The 17652-nt window shown below is 54.9% G+C and carries 17 protein-coding genes and 2 pseudogenes; 14 read left to right on the forward strand and 5 right to left on the reverse strand.

What is annotated here, in order from left to right:
* The first annotated feature begins 1 nt into the window (after position 1).
* The 11 genes and pseudogenes from ABA45_RS01875 to ABA45_RS01920 all read left to right on the forward strand — a co-directional run bounded on the left by ABA45_RS01875 (position 2) and on the right by ABA45_RS01920 (position 11369).
* A complete protein-coding gene (locus ABA45_RS01875) occupies positions 2-574 on the forward strand; it encodes an ANTAR domain-containing response regulator (RefSeq protein ID WP_227506100.1) in 573 nt (190 codons plus the stop codon).
* A 3-nt stretch (positions 575-577) separates the two neighbouring features.
* The gene (locus ABA45_RS01880; protein WP_048384032.1) at positions 578-1435 is read left to right on the forward strand and encodes an ABC transporter permease; all 858 of its coding nucleotides are present in this window, start codon (positions 578-580) and stop codon (positions 1433-1435) included.
* Positions 1435-2361: an ABC transporter permease gene (locus tag ABA45_RS01885; RefSeq protein ID WP_014869730.1), complete on the forward strand. Its 927-nt coding sequence runs from the start codon at positions 1435-1437 to the stop codon at positions 2359-2361. The genes ABA45_RS01880 and ABA45_RS01885 overlap by 1 nt, the downstream gene beginning before the upstream one ends.
* 24 nt (positions 2362-2385) lie before the next feature.
* Positions 2386-4005, forward strand: a complete 1620-nt coding sequence (locus ABA45_RS01890; protein ID WP_198147028.1) for an ABC transporter substrate-binding protein — start codon at positions 2386-2388, stop codon at positions 4003-4005.
* Positions 4005-4952, forward strand: a complete 948-nt coding sequence (locus tag ABA45_RS01895; RefSeq protein WP_048384034.1) for an acetamidase/formamidase family protein — start codon at positions 4005-4007, stop codon at positions 4950-4952. The genes ABA45_RS01890 and ABA45_RS01895 overlap by 1 nt, the downstream gene beginning before the upstream one ends.
* Before the next feature lie 11 nt (positions 4953-4963).
* The gene (locus ABA45_RS01900) at positions 4964-6733 is read left to right on the forward strand and encodes an ABC transporter ATP-binding protein (protein WP_048384036.1); all 1770 of its coding nucleotides are present in this window, start codon (positions 4964-4966) and stop codon (positions 6731-6733) included.
* 93 nt (positions 6734-6826) lie between these two features.
* Positions 6827-6988 (forward strand): annotated as a pseudogene (locus ABA45_RS19855) (IS30 family transposase); the annotation flags it as partial.
* A 548-nt stretch (positions 6989-7536) separates the two neighbouring features.
* A complete protein-coding gene (locus tag ABA45_RS01905) occupies positions 7537-8586 on the forward strand; it encodes a type 2 periplasmic-binding domain-containing protein (protein WP_048384038.1) in 1050 nt (349 codons plus the stop codon).
* Positions 8587-8668: 82 nt separating this feature from the next.
* Positions 8669-9190 (forward strand): TRAP transporter small permease subunit, encoded by a 522-nt coding sequence (locus ABA45_RS01910; protein ID WP_048384040.1) that lies wholly within the window; start codon positions 8669-8671, stop codon positions 9188-9190.
* Positions 9187-10512: a TRAP transporter large permease gene (locus tag ABA45_RS01915; RefSeq protein WP_048384042.1), complete on the forward strand. Its 1326-nt coding sequence runs from the start codon at positions 9187-9189 to the stop codon at positions 10510-10512. The genes ABA45_RS01910 and ABA45_RS01915 overlap by 4 nt, the downstream gene beginning before the upstream one ends.
* Positions 10513-10793: 281 nt before the next feature.
* Complete coding sequence (locus ABA45_RS01920) at positions 10794-11369, forward strand: LOG family protein (protein ID WP_048384045.1); 576 nt, start codon at positions 10794-10796, stop codon at positions 11367-11369.
* 42 nt (positions 11370-11411) lie between these two features.
* Here ABA45_RS01920 and ABA45_RS01925 read toward each other — a convergent pair whose 3' ends face one another.
* Positions 11412-11813 (reverse strand): LysR substrate-binding domain-containing protein, encoded by a 402-nt coding sequence (locus tag ABA45_RS01925; protein WP_084708250.1) that lies wholly within the window; start codon positions 11811-11813, stop codon positions 11412-11414.
* Between the two features lie 387 nt (positions 11814-12200).
* Between ABA45_RS01925 and ABA45_RS19750 the strand changes: the two genes are divergently transcribed.
* From ABA45_RS19750 to ABA45_RS19530, 3 genes are all read left to right on the forward strand, one after another.
* Entirely contained in the window at positions 12201-12359 is a 159-nt protein-coding gene (locus tag ABA45_RS19750; protein ID WP_198147034.1) for a M48 metallopeptidase family protein, read from the forward strand.
* Positions 12356-12439 (forward strand): hypothetical protein, encoded by an 84-nt coding sequence (locus ABA45_RS19755; protein ID WP_406564659.1) that lies wholly within the window; start codon positions 12356-12358, stop codon positions 12437-12439. Before ABA45_RS19750 ends, ABA45_RS19755 begins: the two co-directional genes overlap by 4 nt.
* A 530-nt stretch (positions 12440-12969) precedes the next feature.
* The gene (locus ABA45_RS19530) at positions 12970-13095 is read left to right on the forward strand and encodes a hypothetical protein (protein ID WP_264753045.1); all 126 of its coding nucleotides are present in this window, start codon (positions 12970-12972) and stop codon (positions 13093-13095) included.
* A 238-nt stretch (positions 13096-13333) separates the two neighbouring features.
* Here ABA45_RS19530 and ABA45_RS19650 read toward each other — a convergent pair.
* The 4 genes and pseudogenes from ABA45_RS19650 to ABA45_RS01945 all read right to left on the reverse strand — a co-directional run bounded on the left by ABA45_RS19650 (position 13334) and on the right by ABA45_RS01945 (position 17649).
* Positions 13334-13783: pseudogene (locus tag ABA45_RS19650) on the reverse strand (GGDEF domain-containing protein).
* Between the two features lie 6 nt (positions 13784-13789).
* A complete protein-coding gene (locus tag ABA45_RS18210; protein ID WP_053076104.1) occupies positions 13790-14338 on the reverse strand; it encodes a sensor domain-containing diguanylate cyclase in 549 nt (182 codons plus the stop codon).
* Positions 14338-14883, reverse strand: coding sequence for a hypothetical protein (locus ABA45_RS01940; RefSeq protein WP_048384047.1), 546 nt, complete (start codon positions 14881-14883; stop codon positions 14338-14340). Before ABA45_RS01940 ends, ABA45_RS18210 begins: the two co-directional genes overlap by 1 nt.
* Before the next feature lie 186 nt (positions 14884-15069).
* The gene (locus ABA45_RS01945; protein ID WP_048384049.1) at positions 15070-17649 is read right to left on the reverse strand and encodes a bifunctional diguanylate cyclase/phosphodiesterase; all 2580 of its coding nucleotides are present in this window, start codon (positions 17647-17649) and stop codon (positions 15070-15072) included.
* Positions 17650-17652 lie beyond the last annotated feature (3 nt).

Genomic DNA, 17652 nt, shown 5'->3' on the forward strand with positions numbered 1-17652 from the left:
TATGGCAACCCCGACGCGCACCCTGCTGCTGGTGGACTGTGACCCTCACACCGAGGCCACACTGTGTAAGAGTCTGCACCGCCTCGGCATTGCTACCGCAACCCTGCAGCGGGACCAGGGCGACACATCTTTGGATGTCATTGCCCTGATCGTGGAGCTGGACCAGTTTGAAAGTCCCGATCTACTGGCGCGAGCACGGGTGTCAGGGCTTCCCATTATCGCCCTGAGCCATCACGAAACCCTCTCCCAAATTCAATGTGCGATGCGCATGGGCGCAACTGCCATGCTCAACAAGCCCATCACGCAGAGCTCGGTTTACACCACTCTTATGATGGCGCAAGGCCTGCGAAACCGATTGACGGTGCTAGAGAACACTAACGAAGACCTGAGCACCAAACTGCAGGCACGACACCTGATCGCGAAGGCGGTTGCCCGCCTGATGATCGACTGCACAATCGATGAGCATGAGGCGTTCGAACGTATCCGTACCCTGTCCATGAAGCTCAACCAAAGTATCGAGTCTATTTGTCAAGACATCGAGTGCCACACCCAACTCATGCGGCGGCGGAGCTAAGCGATGGCATTTCCAACGCTGATACGTAACTTGTGCCGGCACAAATCAGTCGCGGTATCACTGGTGGTCATCGTCACCGTGGTCTGCCTCGCAGTACTGGCACCTTGGGTCGCCCCTCATGACCCCAATATGCAGTATTTCGAAGGCCTAACGATGGAAGGCGCCCCGCTGCCACCGAACGAAAAGTTTCTTCTGGGTACCGACCTGCTGGGTCGTGATCTGCTATCCAGGCTTATTTACGGCGCTCAAACGTCGTTGATCATCGGCGTCGTGGCCAACGGCATTGCCATATTGATCGGTACATTAGTGGGTGTATGTGCAGGCTTCATTCGGGGCTGGACGGGGGCGGTGCTGATGCGGCTGACCGATCTCATGATGGCATTTCCGGCGCTGCTACTGGCCATCGCTCTGGCGGCAATTCTTCAGCCGAGTATCTGGATCGTGGCACTGGTGATTGCCATGGTGAACTGGGTGCAGGTAGCCCGCGTTATATATTCCGAGACCATCGCAATTGCTTCGCGGGAGTTTATCGCGGTAGAGCGCACTCTGGGGGCGAGCAGCCTCCGTATCCTTTTTTCTCATCTGTTACCCCATCTTTTGCCCACCATTTTGGTCTGGGCAACCTTGGGTATTTCGACAACCGTGCTGCTTGAAGCAACTCTGTCGTTTCTGGGAGTGGGGGTACAACCCCCCACTCCGAGCTGGGGCAATATTATTTTTGAAAGCCAGACCTACTTTACCTCTGCGGTTTGGCTTGTGCTGTTCCCGGGACTGGCGATCGTTCTTCTGGCCTTGAGCTTCAACCTGGTTGGCGACGCCCTGCGGGATGAGCTGGACCCATCACTGAAAGGGCGCGAATAATGCCAATGTATATTCTACGTCGCTTGGGTTATGCCATCCTGATTCTGCTTGGCGTGTCCTTCATTACTTACTTGTTGCTGTACATGATACCGGCAGATCCGGCGCGACAATTGGCGGGTCGCAGTGCGACGGCAGAAACCGTGGCCAACATTCGGGCCCAGCTTGGGCTGGATCTCCCGTTCTACCAGCAGTATTTCAACTACCTGACAAACCTTTTGCAGGGCGATCTGGGCCGTTCCTATATCCAGCGCACTGAAGTCTCGACTCTGATCATGTCACGCATTCGTCCCACCATGGAGCTGATGGCCTGGGGCATCAGTTTTGAGCTAATAATTGGCGTAAGTCTGGGCATGCTTGCTGCGCTCAAGCGCAACACCGCGATCGATCGGTTCCTGATGGCCTTGTCTTTTGTCGGTGTATCTTCACCCCATTTCATTGCCTCGATGCTGTTCCTGTACTTGTTCGCCGTCAATCTTGACTGGTTCCCCCTTGGGGGTTATGGCGAGTTTCAACATGTGTTGCTGCCCGCTCTAACTCTGGGGTTGTTGGGCAGCGGCTGGTATTCACGCATGGTGCGCTCGTCGATGATCGAGGTGTTGCAGCAGGACTACATCCGCACCGCTCGTGCAAAAGGCCTAACCCGTGCCCGGGTGCTTTTCCGCCATGTTCTTCCCAACGCCATCATTCCAGTGATTCCAATGATTGGTATCGACATCGGTATCTTTATTGGCGGCCTGGTGGTGGTTGAATCCGTTTTTGGATGGCCCGGCCTTGGGCAGCTTGCCTGGCAGGCGATCCAGCGGGTCGATATTCCCGTCATCGTCGGCGTCACCATGGTGTCCGCCGTCGCCATTGTTATTGCCAACCTGATTGCGGACCTGCTGGTACCTCTTGCAGATCCGCGTATAGCGCTCGATAAGTCCTAACCCTGAGTCAAAGGAAAACGCCCGATGAAAACGATGTTAATCCGAAGCTTGCTGGCAACTGCCATCGCCTCATTGCTCACCCCAGCCAATGCGCTGGCAGCCGAACCTAAGCCGGGGGGTGACATTATCGTCACCTACCAAAACGACGTCGCCACGCTGGATCCAGCTATTGGCTACGACTGGCAGAACTGGTCGATGATCAAAAGCCTGTTCGACGGTTTGATGGACTACAACCCCGGCACCACTGAACTGGTGCTTGACCTAGCACAAAGCTACGAACTGTCCGATGACGGCAAGACCTACACGTTCAAACTTCGAGAGGGCGTCGAGTTTCATAACGGACGGGAGATGAAGGCAAGCGACGTCAAGTATTCCCTAGAACGCACTGCCAATCCTGAAACTCAGAGCCCTGGAGCAGGCTTTTTCTCACCCATTCTTGGCTACGACGCTGTTTCGGCCGGCGACACCGATGAACTGGCAGGTGTCACCGTGATTGACGATTACACCGTTGCCATCGAATTGACGGCGCCCAACGCCACATTTCTTCACGTGATGGGGCTTAATTTTGCCTCCATCGTGCCCCGTGAAGCAGTAGAGGAATATGGTAAGGACTTTGGTAAAAATCCCGTAGGTACCGGTGCGTACGAACTCACCGACTGGACCCTTGGTCGGCACCTGATATTTTCAAAGAATCCGGACTATTTCAAACCTGGCGTTCCATACATCGACTCCATCACGTTTGAAGTAGGCCAGGAGCCTATGGTGGCTTTGCAGCGTTTGGAGCGGGGTGACGTTGACATCGCTGGAGACGGGATTCCGCCGGCGAAATTTCTGCAGTTCAAGAATGAGCCCCAGTTTGAAAGCCTGATGGTCGTCGGGGATCAACTTCACACCGGCTACCTGACCCTCAATGTCACCATACCCCCGCTGGACAACCTGAAAGTTCGTCAGGCCATTAATATGGCCATAAACAAAGACCGTATTGTCCGCATCATCAACGGTCGGGCTACCCCTGCAAACCAGCCCTTGCCACCGGCGATGCCTGGCTACGATAAGAACTATGAGGGCTATCCCTTCGATCCGGAGCAGGCCAAGGCCCTGCTTACAGAAGCCGGCTACGGAGATGGTTTTGAAACTGAGCTGTTCGTGATGAACACAGACCCTCAGCCGCGTATTGCTCAAGCCATGCAACAGGACTTACTCAACATTGGTATCAAGGCCGAGATTCGCTCCCTGGCTCAGGCCAATGTGATTGCGGCGGGCGGCGCCCAAGACCAGGCGCCTATGGTCTGGTCTGGTGGTATGGCATGGATTGCTGACTTCCCTGACCCGGCTAATTTCTGGGGTCCGATCCTTGGCTGTGAGGGCGCTGTGCCTGGTGGCTGGAACTGGGCCTGGTACTGCAACGAAGAACTGGATGCGATGGGTGACAAGGCTGACGCCATGGTTGCTGAAGATCAGCAAGAAGAGCGCGCGGCACTTTGGGGCAAGATTTTCACCGACGCCATGGCTGACGCACCCTGGGTACCGATCTTTAACGAGCAGCGTTTCACTGTGCGCTCTGAGCGTATGGCGGGTGACGAGTCATTGTATGTGGACCCGGTCCATGTTCCTGTCAACTACGACTACATCTGGGTGAAGTAATGTGCCAACAGACGCTCGTTAAGACTATCCATGGTGGCCATCACCACCATGGCTGGGATAACAGCTTCGCCCCTGTGGCCCGGGTAGCACCGGGCAGCATGGTGGAGTTGGAGTGCAAAGACTCCGGCAATGGTCATTTCACAACGGATTCAACCGTAGCGGCCGTGTCGTCAATGCCTTTTGACAAGATCAATCCGGTTACCGGGCCGATCTATGTGGAGGGCGCCGAGCCTGGTGACATACTCAAGGTGACGATCGACAGCTTTCGCCCGAGCGGCTTCGGCTGGACCGCAAACATTCCCGGTTTTGGATTGCTGACGGATCAGTTTCAGAACCCGGCGTTGATGCTCTGGCACTACGATCGTAACAGCATGACGCCAGCCGCCTTCGGTAAATTCGCCAAGGTTCCGCTGAAACCCTTTGCTGGCACCATCGGCTTGGCTTTGGCTGAGCCCGGTCTGCACTCGGTGGTACCCCCGCGGCGGGTGGGCGGCAATCTGGACATCCGCGACCTTAATGCGGGTTCTAGCCTATACCTGCCAGTCGAGGTGGCAGGGGCCCTGCTGTCCATTGGCGACACCCATGCCGCCCAGGGGGACGGCGAAGTCTGTGGCACCGCGATTGAAAGTGCGATGGATGTAACCGTAAAGCTCGACCTGATCAAGAACACGCCATTGGCCATGCCCCGCTTTACGACGGCAGGACCGGTGACACGCCATCTGGATGGTTCCGGCTACGAGGCCTTCACCGGGATCGGTCCGGACCTCATGCAGGCTGCGCGGGACGCGGTCAGTGGCGCTATCGACTGGATTACCCGGGAGCATCACATGCCCCCTGAACAGGCTTATATGCTGTGTTCGGTCTGCGGCGATCTGCGCATCAGCGAAATTGTCGACATGCCCAACTGGGTGGTGGCGTTTTACGTTCCTCGACTCGTGTTTGAGTGATAGAGACCCCCATGAGTGCAACAAAAGAAGTGACAGGAACAGCGCGCCCGCTCATCTCGGTTGAGAAACTCTCCATCGAGTTTGGTCAGGGTCCGGACTGTAAACGTGTAGTGGACAATCTCAGTTTCACACTGAGCCGATCGGAGACCCTCTGCATTGCCGGTGAATCCGGCAGTGGCAAATCTCTGTCGGCACTGGCGATTATGGGGCTGCTGCCGAAAATGGCGCGAGTGCCAGAAGGCGTCATCCTGTTCAATGATAAAGATCTCCTCAGTCAGTCTGAGCGGCATCTGCAGAACCTGCGCGGCAAAGAGATTGGCATGATCTTTCAGGAGCCCATGACCTCCCTCAATCCAACCATGCGGATTGGCGATCAGATGCTGGAAACAGTGCGCCGCCATCGGCTCGCCACTGGCGGTGGGGCTCAGCAGCATATCCGGAACATGCTTGATGCGGTAAAGATCCCTCGCGCCAACGATCGGGTAAAACAGTATCCGCACGAACTCTCAGGCGGGTTGCGCCAACGAGTCATGATCGCCATGGCGATGCTGTGTAAACCTCAGGTGCTGATCGCTGACGAGCCTACCACCGCTCTGGATGTAACCATTCAGGCCCAGATTCTGGACCTGGTACGCGAACTTCAGAGTGAGTTTGGGACCGCTGTTCTGTTGATCACCCATGACATGGGTGTTGTCGCAGAAATGGCGGACAAAGTGGTGGTAATGAATCAGGGCGTGGTGGAGGAAACAGCGGATATCCGCAAAATCTTTACCAATCCGGACGCTGCCTACACGCGCAAGCTGCTGGCGGCAGTGCCGCGCCTAGGGACGGCGCCGGCACGACCGCACCCGGTTTTTGGCGAGCCAGTGTTGGAAGTGCGTAATCTGCGGGTACGCTACCCCATGCGCCGTCAGGGGCTATTTGCCCCTGCTCGAGAGCTGATAGCCGTTGAAGACATCAGTTTCACCCTGCACCAGGGAGAAACCCTGGGCATCGTCGGTGAAAGCGGTTGCGGTAAATCCACCACCGGACGTGCGTTGATGAATATGGTGGATTTCGAAGGTGAAATACGCATTCTGGACACTGACATTCAAGGCCTCAAGGGCGCCGCACTGAAAAAGCAGCGTCAGGACATCCAGATGGTCTTTCAGGACCCTTACGCCGCGCTCAATCCCCGCAAAAACATTGCCGAACTGGTTGCAGAGCCTCTGCTTATCCATGGCCGCGGCACGCCCGCGGAACGTCATTCCAGAGTCAAAGAACTTCTCGCTCAGGTAGGACTTCCCGATGCCGATACCATGACTCGCTACCCCCACCAGTTTTCTGGTGGTCAGCGCCAGCGCATCTGCATTGCCCGAGCCTTGGCGCTGAACCCTCGCATCATCGTTGCGGACGAGCCGGTATCGGCCCTCGATGTATCGGTGCAGGCTCAAGTGTTGGATCTATTGGAACAGCTACAGCAAGAATACGAACTCAGCTACCTCTTCATTTCTCACGATATGGCGGTCGTGGAACGATTATGCCATCGCGTTGCCGTCATGTTCGCCGGGCGCATACTGGAAATCGGCAGCCGCGAGCAAGTGTTGAACAACCCATGCCATGCCTATACCAAACGCCTGCTCGCAGCGGTCCCCATACCGGCACTGGATAGCAAGCTCGCCCCCGCCGTCATGTCCAAAGACACCGAAACAGTGGATCTCATCAAACCCCGGGGCGCGGTACTGCAACCGATACGTTACGACCAGCCCGAGGCGGGGCATTTCGTGGCGGTTGCGGTTTAATTCTGGCCAAAGAGCGAGCTAGAACATATGAATCAGGAAAACCCGCGAAGAATCTGAACAGGAATGCTCAAGTCCTGGGTTCATAGAACAAGTGCAGCAACGCTTGTAGAACGGCAGTCTAGATTTACGATGCTAGTTCACGTTGAGGGCAAAGATACATCAAGCGTTGTTTCGGCACTTTGTCGCGGGGTTGGCTAGCCACCCAACGAGTTGAAGAAAAGTTTGACTTGGGACCGAAGGAGTGAAGCGGGTAACTAAAGAATGTTTACGCTGGCGACCGCCCAGCTCTATTCAACGTTGAATTCGTTTGAACAGATCCCGTGCCGCTTTTGCTACATCTATAAGCGGTTTAGTCCAACCAACTCAGACGCAGGCTGGTGGCGGTTAAATGTGTTGAGCACTCGTTCAAAGAAATGACAGAAGATGAGTTGGTTCTGGCTCTTGGTGCTCTTTGGGGTGAAGGTAAAAATACACTCATAAAATGTGGTAAGAGCTTCTCAAAGACAAAGAGGTTTTGCCTGTTTATTTTGATGCATTTGTAAATGGCTATCGAACGTTTGATCAGGTCGCCTCATCGCCTTTGAAGACATCACTGCCGTAGTCACCTTCAGAATGTTGGCCTTATTTTTGCAAATATTAAGTGCAAGCATCGAGCTTTTTAATTATCCAGTTTCGGCTCAAGTCTGCGCGTACTCCGGCAAGACGCCTTGTATGGAAGGCTCAAAGGTAAACTTTCTACCTGAAACCCTAATGAGTGATGCTTGCACCAAAACGAACCATGAGGAGATGAAACAGTGCACAAGATGACTCGAATTGCGATGTCTATGGGTCTTGCTACCAGCTTGATGGTAGGTTCGGTGGCGGCTGAAGCCGCCGAGAGCTGGCGTATGGCCACTCCTTGGAGTGGTGGCCCGTGGCTGGAGCGTGATGCCAAAACCTTCGCTGATTACGTCAATCAGTTGACTGGTGGGGATATTGAGATTGAGGTGTTTCCGGGCGGAACACTTGGTGGGGCGCTGCGTGTTACCAACACTGTGAAGTCCGGCGTGGCTGAAGTTAGCCACAACTATATAAATTATGACTACGGCACTGATCCCACCGCAGCACTGCTGGCTGGCCACTCAAGCGGCCTGACTCCGGAGGAGTTTATGCTGTGGATGTACGAGGGCGGCGGCGCAAAGCTCTATGAGGAGTTTCGTTTAGAGGTGTTTGACGTAGTGGCTTTCCCTTGCTCCACCTTGGGTACCGAGATATTTTTGCACTCCAACAAGAAGGTCGAGACCCTGGAGGACTTTCAAGGTTTGCGCCTGCGCACTTCCGGAGCCTGGGCTGAAATCGCTTCTAGCCTTGGCGCCTCTACCGTGGTGATGGCTGGTGGGGAAATCTACAGCGCTTTGGAACGAGGCGTGATCGATGCCGCCGAGTGGGGCAGCCCTGAGATGAATCGCCCCACCGGTTTTCAGGAAGTGGCCCAGTACGTGATCCTCCCCGGCGTGCACCAGTCTGGAGGATTTCTGGAGTGTCAGGTCAATCAAAAAGCTTGGGACGGTCTGAGCAAAGAGCAGCAGGAACTGCTTCGTCTGGCCGGCAAGCTGAGCGTCTTTGACTCTTGGCTGGCAAGCTCTTTCGCCGACCTAGATGCCTATCAGGAGCTGATCGACGGCCCCAACGAGATGGTACAGCTGGACCAGTCTTTTATTGATGCGATCTATGAAGAGACGGAAAAGTGGGAGAACAAATATGCCGCGGAGAACGAGTGGTTCGCCCGCGTGCTCACGTCTCAGCGTAGCTTTGAGGAAACAATGAGCCGTTGGCCCGAATATCGCCTGCCTATCGGTAGTGCGAATAACTGATTCACGCCCTTTCAGGGATCATTGAAAAGAGGCCACCAGGCCTCTTTTCTTCTGTTAGAGACGGCTTTGGGGAATTCGTTACATGAGAGTTATCAACCTGATTGAATCTGTGACCCGCCGGGCCGGCTGGTGTGGCGCGGTGCTGATCTTTCCGCTGATCGGTGCCTTGGTCTATGAGGTATTCAGTCGCTATGCGCTTGGGCGCCCGACCATGTGGGCCTTCGAGATTAGTTACATGGTAATGGGGGCCATTTTTATGCTGGGCATGGCCGATGCTCTGCGTGTTGGCCAGCACGTCACCGTGGACATTCTCAGCCTGCAACTGGGTGATCGCAGTAACGCGTTTGTTCGGCTGGCGGGCTATGCGCTCCTTTTGCCGGTGTTGGGGTGGCTGGTTTGGGAACTGTCTAAGTATGCCTTGGCTGCCTTCGAGTCCAACGAACGATCCGGTCGGTCGGCCTGGAACCCTGTCATATGGCCTGTTTTCACTGTCTGGTTTGTAGGTTTCCTGCTGTTGGTCCTGCAGGTGGTGGCGGAGGTTCTTAAATCTTTGGCTATCATTCTGGGCCGATCGTCGGGCGGAGAAGGAGGGGGAAAGGGATGAGCGATTTTCTGTCTCTGCTGATGTTTCCATCACTGATGGTTTTCATCATCGCCGGTTTCCCCATCGCTTTCTCGATGATCGTGGTGGCGACGATTTTCGGTATCACGCAATTTGGCGATGCCGCTGCTTACCAGTTGCTGACCAAGATCGAAGATACCGCTTCGAACTCGATCTTGGCGGCGGTGCCGCTGTTCATCTTTATGGGGGCCGTGCTGGAGCGCTCCGGAATTGCCGAGCGTCTGTTCGGAGCCATTCACCTCTGGACCACCAGACTGCCCGGCGGGCTGGGCGTCGGTGCCATCATCATGGGTACTCTTTTTGCAGCCTCGAGCGGTGTGGTTGGGGCGACCGAAGCGGTGATTGGCATGCTGGCGGTGCCGGTGATGTTGAAGCATCGTTACGACAAGCGACTGATTTCCGGCACCATCTGTGCCAGTGGCTCGCTGGGCACTGCCATCCCGCCCTCCATCACTGTGGTTGTCCTCGGCCCGGTGGCCGGGGTCTCGGTCGGCTCGCTGTTCAGTGGTTTGCTGATCCCGGGCCTCTTGATGGCAACACTGTTCCTGCTCTATATAATTGGAGTGTCTTACCTGAAGCCGGAGATGGCGCCGCGCATCGAAGAAACTGATCAGGTGTCGCTGGGCGAGAGGTTACGCATCAGCCTGTTTGCACTGCTGCCTACTTTGGCACTGATCTTCGTTGTGCTCGGTACCATCCTGATGGGCGTGGCTACTCCTACCGAGGCAGCCGCCTGTGGTGCACTCGGAGCGGTGGTGTTGGCACTGGCATACCGTAACCTGACGTTCAAAGTGCTTTGGCATGCGGCTGTCAGGACCATGAACATTTCGGCCATGATCTTGCTCATCGTGATGGGCGGGAGCATGTTTGCCGGGGTGTTCTTCGCGGCTGGAGGTATGGCTACGATGCAGTCGCTGTTGATCGGTACAGGCCTCGATCCATGGATGATTTTAGCGCTGATCCTCTTAATTACTTTTATTGCCGGCTTCGTCCTCGATCTGATATCGGTGGTGCTGATTGTCATCCCGATCGCCATGCCCATCGTGCGGATACTGGGATTTGATGAAATTTGGTTCTGTGTGGCTTTTCTGGTGGTGCTGCAGACCAGCTATCTGACGCCTCCCCTGGCGCCTGCGATCTTCTACTTGCGAGCCATTACTCCACCCGAGGTAACGCTGAAGCACATGTATGCAGGGGTGGTGCCCTTCATCGTTGTCCAGTTATTTGTTCTGGGGCTGGTGCTGGCCTTCCCGTCACTGGCCATGTGGCTTCCGGACGCCATGAGTGGCCCATCCTGGAAATAAGCCAGGCATATAAGTCGTCAGCCAAGTGTCTAGTCTTGGGATAGGTGTAAATCTATTTCAGGACTAGACACAGAAATCTGACCGCTTCGTGATTATGAAGCGCCATCAGACGTTTATTAATCGGTTGTTGCACTTGGCCTTGGGTACCGCCTACTCAAAAAAGTCGATCGGTTAGGGTATAGAACGAAGTTGATGTCGGGCAAGGCCAGACATGATCAGGATCTTGCCCATAACCCGTCGTCTTAAATCTTAGAGCCGACACTGAAAGGAGCTCCTTACACATGCGAAATATTCGCAGCATTGCTGTTTTCTGTGGCTCCAACATGGGGGCCAGTTCTGTCTATGCCGAGCAGGCTGAGGCGCTTGGCGCGACGCTGGTGGAAAACGGCGTCACATTGGTTTACGGGGGCACGCACAAGGGCCTCATGGGGGTTCTGGCTGATGCAGTGCTTAGCCGGGACGGCCGCGCCCATGGGGTCATAACGGAACGCTTGCAGGCCAAGGGGCATATACATCCCAACCTGACGAACAGCGAGATTGTACCGACCATGCGGACGCGCAAGGAGCGCATGGCAGAGCTTTCGGATGCCTTCATCGCATTGCCCGGTGGTATTGGAACCATGGAGGAATTCATGGAAGCCTGGACGCTTAACCAGTTAGGCGAATTGGACAAGCCTGTGGGCCTGCTTAATATTAACGGTTTTTTCGAGCCTTTCATGGCCTTTATCGACCAGATGATCAAAGAGGCCTTCCTTCCGCCGTCTCATCGTCAATCCATGGTGCTGGAATCCGATCCCCAGCAGTTGCTGAATGGCCTGCGTAATTTCCAGCCAGTTACCGTACCCAAGTGGCTTTAATGGCGCGGGCTTGACGGGCCTTGTCGCTCCAGTGTCATTCCACTAGCCGATGGGAGCGGTGGAGTTAAGGGCGACACTTACCCGATCCGCAAATTTAGCCGCCGCCACGGATAAGGTTCTGCCGCGCAACTGGGCACAGACCAGCGGAGCGGAGGGTAGGTCACGCCGACTAATCGGCGTGGACACTAGTTTATTATGATCGTCGTCCGACGCAGCACCGATTTTCACCTGAAAACCGATACTCTGAGCATCCACAAGCAGTCCACGCATCAGCTCGAAGGAGTCGGTTTCTGCCGAGACCTGCACGTTATTACAGCGTCGCAAAAGCACCGTATCCAACAACTCTCGCACGCCTAGTTCTGGGTCGGGCAGCACCATTGGATAATCCAGATATTCACTAAATCTGAGTCCGGGTTTGCCAGTTAGGGGATGCTGCCGCCCGATGGCCGGGTGCGGGTATCAGCACCTGAAAAGATGGTCGATACGACAATTCGCATGGCGTTTATCAGCCGTATTCCCTGGATTTAAAAGCAGCAAAGCGACTTTGCCAGGTAACCCAGACAGTCTGACCGCGAGATGCTGAACGGCGAAAGCTATTACCTGTGGGGCCGGCGCCACGGATTAAACGCAGTGGAACGGGCAGGGCGCCACGAGGTTAAAGTCGCGCCGGATAAAATGTATCTCTATGTAAATGCTTGCACTTGTACCGAAAACAGAGCCTTGCTCCTGTCGCAGTCCTATCGTGCCGCTCTGAAATCACGCATCAACGAGCTTTTGCAGCCCTGGTAGGAAGAAATTGGCGTTACAGCCAATAGCTGGGGCATGAAAAAAATGAAAACCAAGTGGGGCAGTTGCAGCATAGACGTAAAGCGTATCTGGCTGAACCTAGAGCTTGCCAAAAAGCCCCCCGAGTGCCTTGAATACATACTGGTGCATGAACTGATCCCCTGCGTGAGCGCAGGCACAACGAGCGTTTTAAGGCGTTCATGAATACGCACCTGCCTGATTGGCGAGAGCGCAGAAATCTTTTGAATAAGATGCCGTTGGCTCACAATAGCTGGATTTATTGATTTTAAATGATGGGCACAGCCAATAAAAAAGGCCCTACGTTTTCACGTAAGACCTGGAAAATATGGTGCGCCCGACAGGATTCGAACCTGTGATCACTGCCTTCGGAGGGCGGTAATTTCACACGGTGAGATGAGATGTTAGTCGGCATAAAGTGTGTTTTTCAACAGCTTATGACCGCTGTGCTAAAAAGGTTAAAACCTTTCTAGCACAGATATTTACACGTTTTACGCCACTTGTGGGCACACGATTGTCCGGTTTCTGGTGTCGAACTTTGCCCAATTTGAGTTCTACCTAAATCGCTACTTCTCGATGAATTTGCTGAAATGCAGGGCTAAGCGATTCTAAAAATCGTCTGGTCTAAAGTGTCGCATTTTCGCCGAGGGTTCTGGCCACTGATTTCATGCGAAGCCTGCCACCCATTCCACGCGAAAGCTGCCACCCCGGCAGGTTGCCTGACTCACCCCATCGAAACCGTTCGGCACAGGATAACTTAACGGTACTCTGAGGCTTTTCATCCGGAGAAGACCAAATGCCTGCGGAGAGGTTATCCACGCGCAAGGTCAAAGAAGTTCTTCGCCTGAAATGGGAGCAAGGGCAGAACAACCGACAGATTGCGGCGACCTGCGGCGTCAGCCGCCCCACGGCAAGCGAGTAACTTCGGTGTTTAGCCGAGGCCAGTCTGAGCTGGCCATTGCTGGAAGATCTGGGTGAGTTGGGTCAGTTACTGCGCCGCGAGAACCTCTATAGTAACCAGCTTCTCGACTGGCGAAAGCAGTTGCAGCAAGGCGGTGAGGATGTACTGTCCAAGTCATCACCGCCCTTCCCATCTATCGGTACCACAAACCAGTTATTGGCTTGAGCTTGCGTTGGGCTGGAATTCTGTTGGTCGGCGCTCAATCAACAAGTGAGTTTTCGTGGTTACGCCCCATTACCTTTGCCTTATAAAGCTGTTGGTCAGCGCGTTTTATGGCCAGTTTTAGTGAACTCTCTTCAGGATAGATAATCGTCACGCCAAGTGACGCAGTGTATGCCAGCTGCCCACCGTCAACCAGATCGGGTCCGATATCAACGGGGGTTGTTTCTAATGCCTGGCGCTGGCGTTCGGCAATCCTCCTAGCCTGTTCTATATTGGTGCCAGGAAGCAGTGCGGTGAATTCTTCGCCGCCCGTCCGGCACAGTAAATCTCAAGCCCGTAACTGCTCTTGTCCGGTTTGCGCGAAGTCTTGCAGAACCAGATCACCCACATCGTGACCATAGAGGTCGTTAATGCGCTTGAAACGGTCTAGATCGATGGCGATCAGGCACAAGGGTTCGCCGTTTCGCCGGGCCCTGGCCATTTCCATGTCCGCCTATTTTTCCAGGCACCTTCGGTTACCGAGCCCAGTCAGCATGTCGGTCATGGCCTGTCGGGTTAACAGGTCTTCCAGCTTCTTTTGTTCGGTCAGGTCGAACACCATGGCCCGGCTGTACTGAAAACCATCGGAGTTTGTCTGGGTGTTGGCTTTGATCGCGACCCGGAGGGTGCTGCGATCACGGCACATCAGTTCACACTCCACTGAGCCCCCATGGCCTTCCTCCAGAATTCGCCGGAAAGCTTCATCAAAGGCGCCCCGGGTTTCTGAGGTAACCAGTTCACGATACAGCTGTTTGCCAATGAGTTCGTCAGCGCTGTAGCCCAGCCACTGCAGCTCGGTACGGTTGATCTTGAGGATCACGCCGTGTTCGTTAAGGGAGTGGTATCCACAGGGCGCGTGTTCGACGAGATCGAAGAGTTCCCGGGCGTAATCTATTGTTTCCAGCAATAGTTTCTGCGCACAGGCCCTCAGAGTTCGCTGGTGGTGATTGGTCAGTACCCAGCCACTAACAAAGGCAATCGCCAGCACATAAACGAGCACCACTAACGCCCCGCTCCAAGGGTTTTCAGCCAGCAGGTAGGTGAGGCCTGGGTGCCCAGCAGCCCAAGGGCTTGCCCGCTCTGGCTGCGGAAATGGTGAGTGCTGATGTCATGGGTACGGGAAAAAATCAGGTGGTCACCGAGAAGCGCTTCGCCCCGGTTGGAGGAACTCATAGCCTGCCCGAACACGGGCGCGGTAACGTCCACAACAGCCGTGGTGATTTCCGGGCCGGCAGCTCCTGGCCGAAGGTAGGGAGATGCGACATAAAGATTACGCGCCTTCAATGTCATGGCATCCCGGAAGTACAAGGCACCTGCATGGACCGGATTAGCTGCTGCTGATGTGGGACTCTGTGTAAGGAAGTGTTCATCACCGTTTGTGTCAATTAGGGCCAGGCGGGTATAGCGGCCGAAGTGGTTTAATAGGGTGCTGAAGATCGCCCCCAAGTGGCCCCGATTCTGTTTTAGAAGGCGTTCCTGATAGGGCAATTGGGTTTCTTGCGCATTGCTGAGGTACTTCACCACAGAGGGAAACTCTGCAATGGCCAAAGAGTGATTCAGGCTCGTTTCAGGTCTTGCAGGAGTACATCATATTCGGCCCCCAGCAGCGCCTGGGCTGTTATGCGGGCACTCTCCACCCGACTTCAATGTTCGACCAGAAAAGCGGCACCAATGTCGAGGTGATCAGTAACTCAGGTATCAGTGTGGCCAGGGCCAGGCGTTTACTCAGTCTCTTCATGATGCCGCGGGATTCACCGGCAAGAGGTCAGGCAGTTTTTTCAACTCGGCCAGAGGCATCGGCCGGGCAAACAGAAACCCCTGCAGGATATCGCAGTGCCGGCGGGCCAGGTCTTCCTGCTGTTCCCGGGTTTCTACCCCTTCCGCAACCACGGTCATATCCATGTGATGAGTCATGGTGATCACGGCCTCAACGATGGCGGCCACCTTGTGATCTGTTGCGATTTTCTCCACAAAGCTGCGATCAAGTTTCACTTTGTGAACGGGCAGGTCCTGAAGGTAACTCAGGCTGGAATAGCCAGTCCCGAAATCATCCAGGACCATGCGTACGCCCAGGGTTTTCAGGGTTTCCATCAGCTCGATCACCGGCTTGTCTCCGTCCAGCAGGACGCTTTCAGTTACTTCCATTTCCAGCAGTTGCGGCGGCAGGCCGGTTTCGTTGAGTACCCGGCGGACGTCGTCAAGGAAGCCGTCACGAACAAACTGCAGTGATGATATGTTGACTGCAACCGGCAATGCCTGCCCTCTATGGGCATTGAAGTCTGCCATTTCTGCGCAGGCCTGCTCGAGAATCCAGAGGCCTAGGGGCACTATCTGGCCGGTTTGCTCGGCCAGTGGAATGAATTCACCGGGGGAGACCATCCCCCGGGTGGGATGATGCCACCGCACCAAAGCTTCCACACTGCGCATGTGTCCGGTAACGGCGTCCACCAGCGGCTGGTAATGGATTTCAAACTGGTTTTCCTTCAGCGCGGCGTGAAGGTCATGCCTCGTATTTACGCTGAGCCGGTGGTGCTCGGTTTTCTGATAACTGTACCATTGCCAGGTGTTTCTGCCCTGCCGCTTAGCCCGCTCCAGGGCAAGGCCGGCAAATCGGAGCAGTTCATAGGGGGCGGCCAGAGGCCCGCCGTTACAGGCAATCCCGATGCTGGCACTGATTTGAACCATCTGGCCATCCACGTCGATCGGCTGAGCAATGTTAGCCAATATACGCTTAGCCAGCTGGATGACCTCGTTTCGGTTCGTGTAGCCGGCTACCAACAGGCCAAACTCATCCCCATCCAGTCGGGCAACGGTCGCCTCAGGCTCGATCAGATCTGTCAGGCGCTGGGCAATGGTGATGAGTACCTGGTCGCCCACAGGGCGTCCTAGGTCATCATTAATATGTTTGAACCCGTCCAGGCCCAGATACATGGCGGCCAACGATACACGCCCATCATCCGCAGTCAATGCGTCACGCAGTGTCGCTTTAAACAAGGCCTCGTTAGGTAAGCCAGTTAGCAGGTCATAGGTTGCCTGAAAGGTAATCTGAGCTTGCTGCTCCTTTTGGTGGCTAATATCTTGCAGGGTGCTGATGAAGTGAGTGCAGAGGCCTTCCGTGTCAAACACGGGGCTGACCCGGAGATGGTTCCAAAAAGTCGTGCCGTCTTTCCGATAGTTAATCAGCTCAACGTTAATCTTGGTTTGATGGCGCAAGCCGCGCTCTATGGTTTCGACGGCTTCCGCTGATGTGTTTTCGCCATTAAGAACGTGCCAGCTATGCCCAACGATGTCGCTGTGGGTATAACCGGTTATTTCTGAAAACGCCGGGTTGGCATAGACCATCAGCATCTCTGGATGGAGTGCGTCTACCATAACGATACCGCTGGGATTTGCTTCTATGCCACGTTTGAGCAGGCGCATTTCCGCATCCTGATCTTTGCTATCGGTAATGTCTCGGCAGATACCGTAGACGCCAACAATCTCACCCTGAATGGTGACCGGAAAGTTGGTGATCTCCAGAAAGTAGGGGTGGCCAGCTGCGTGGTTTCGTATGGTTTCGTAGGTGATGGTCTCACCGTTTTGGGCTCTGTCAAACGCCTTCTGGGATAGTGCGCGGTGCTCAAGTTCAACAAAGTGATTGAAGTGTAGGCCATACAAGCGATCTGCCGTATAGCCGGTAATGCCTTCCATAGCCGTGTTACAGCTCTGGAAGTGGCCACCCATATCAAAGAGGCACATTCCATAAGGATGGTTATCGAACAGGGCTTGATGCTGCTCGGAGAGGACGTAAAAGTCTTCCGTATCCCGGTGGCGGAGAATGGCCAGTGCGGTGAGGGAAGCGCCCCGGGCTAGATTGCGCTGAGCTTCTGCGGTCGGGCTAGCGGGTGCAGAATAGTAGGTGGCGAAGGTGCCCAGGAGCTCCTTCTTCGAGGTTAGAATTGGCATTGACCAGCAGGCAATCACTCCCTCTGCCTCAGCAATGTCACGGTAACCGTCCCAGCAGCGATCTTTCTGAATATTTTCAGTAATAACCAGGTTTTTGGTGAAGGCCGCCGTGCCGCAAGTGCCCATGTTCTCAGCCACTGGAATGTCCTGCATGGCCCGGAAAAAATCATCAGAAAACCGGCTGGTGGGCATTAGGCTTAGATTCTTGGTGTCCGGGTTAAACCGCATGATGGAAACCAGCGCACCGGGCATCATACTATCGGCCCAGACAGCTATCGCGTCCAGGGTCTGTTCCAGCGGGCGTTGCTGTGCGATCAATTCATGGATTTCCTGCTGCGCTTTCAGCACAGAAAATTCAATGTCACTCATGGT

The organism is Marinobacter psychrophilus (assembly GCF_001043175.1).
GTDB lineage: Bacteria > Pseudomonadota > Gammaproteobacteria > Pseudomonadales > Oleiphilaceae > Marinobacter > Marinobacter psychrophilus.

Bases quoted from the DNA above. Each gene is read 5' to 3' on its own strand.
- ABA45_RS01875 (WP_227506100.1), top strand. From the start codon at position 2: ATGGCAACCCCGACGCGCACCCTGCTGCTGGTGGACTGTGACCCTCAC.
- ABA45_RS01880 (WP_048384032.1), top strand. From the start codon at position 578: ATGGCATTTCCAACGCTGATACGTAACTTGTGCCGGCACAAATCAGTC.
- ABA45_RS01885 (WP_014869730.1), top strand. From the start codon at position 1,435: ATGCCAATGTATATTCTACGTCGCTTGGGTTATGCCATCCTGATTCTG.
- ABA45_RS01890 (WP_198147028.1), top strand. From the start codon at position 2,386: ATGAAAACGATGTTAATCCGAAGCTTGCTGGCAACTGCCATCGCCTCA.
- ABA45_RS01895 (WP_048384034.1), top strand. From the start codon at position 4,005: ATGTGCCAACAGACGCTCGTTAAGACTATCCATGGTGGCCATCACCAC.
- ABA45_RS01900 (WP_048384036.1), top strand. From the start codon at position 4,964: ATGAGTGCAACAAAAGAAGTGACAGGAACAGCGCGCCCGCTCATCTCG.
- ABA45_RS01905 (WP_048384038.1), top strand. From the start codon at position 7,537: ATGACTCGAATTGCGATGTCTATGGGTCTTGCTACCAGCTTGATGGTA.
- ABA45_RS01910 (WP_048384040.1), top strand. From the start codon at position 8,669: ATGAGAGTTATCAACCTGATTGAATCTGTGACCCGCCGGGCCGGCTGG.
- ABA45_RS01915 (WP_048384042.1), top strand. From the start codon at position 9,187: ATGAGCGATTTTCTGTCTCTGCTGATGTTTCCATCACTGATGGTTTTC.
- ABA45_RS01920 (WP_048384045.1), top strand. From the start codon at position 10,794: ATGCGAAATATTCGCAGCATTGCTGTTTTCTGTGGCTCCAACATGGGG.
- ABA45_RS19750 (WP_198147034.1), top strand. From the start codon at position 12,201: ATGAAAACCAAGTGGGGCAGTTGCAGCATAGACGTAAAGCGTATCTGG.
- ABA45_RS19755 (WP_406564659.1), top strand. From the start codon at position 12,356: ATGAATACGCACCTGCCTGATTGGCGAGAGCGCAGAAATCTTTTGAAT.
- ABA45_RS19530 (WP_264753045.1), top strand. From the start codon at position 12,970: ATGCCTGCGGAGAGGTTATCCACGCGCAAGGTCAAAGAAGTTCTTCGC.
- ABA45_RS01945 (WP_048384049.1), bottom strand. From the start codon at position 17,649: ATGAGTGACATTGAATTTTCTGTGCTGAAAGCGCAGCAGGAAATCCAT.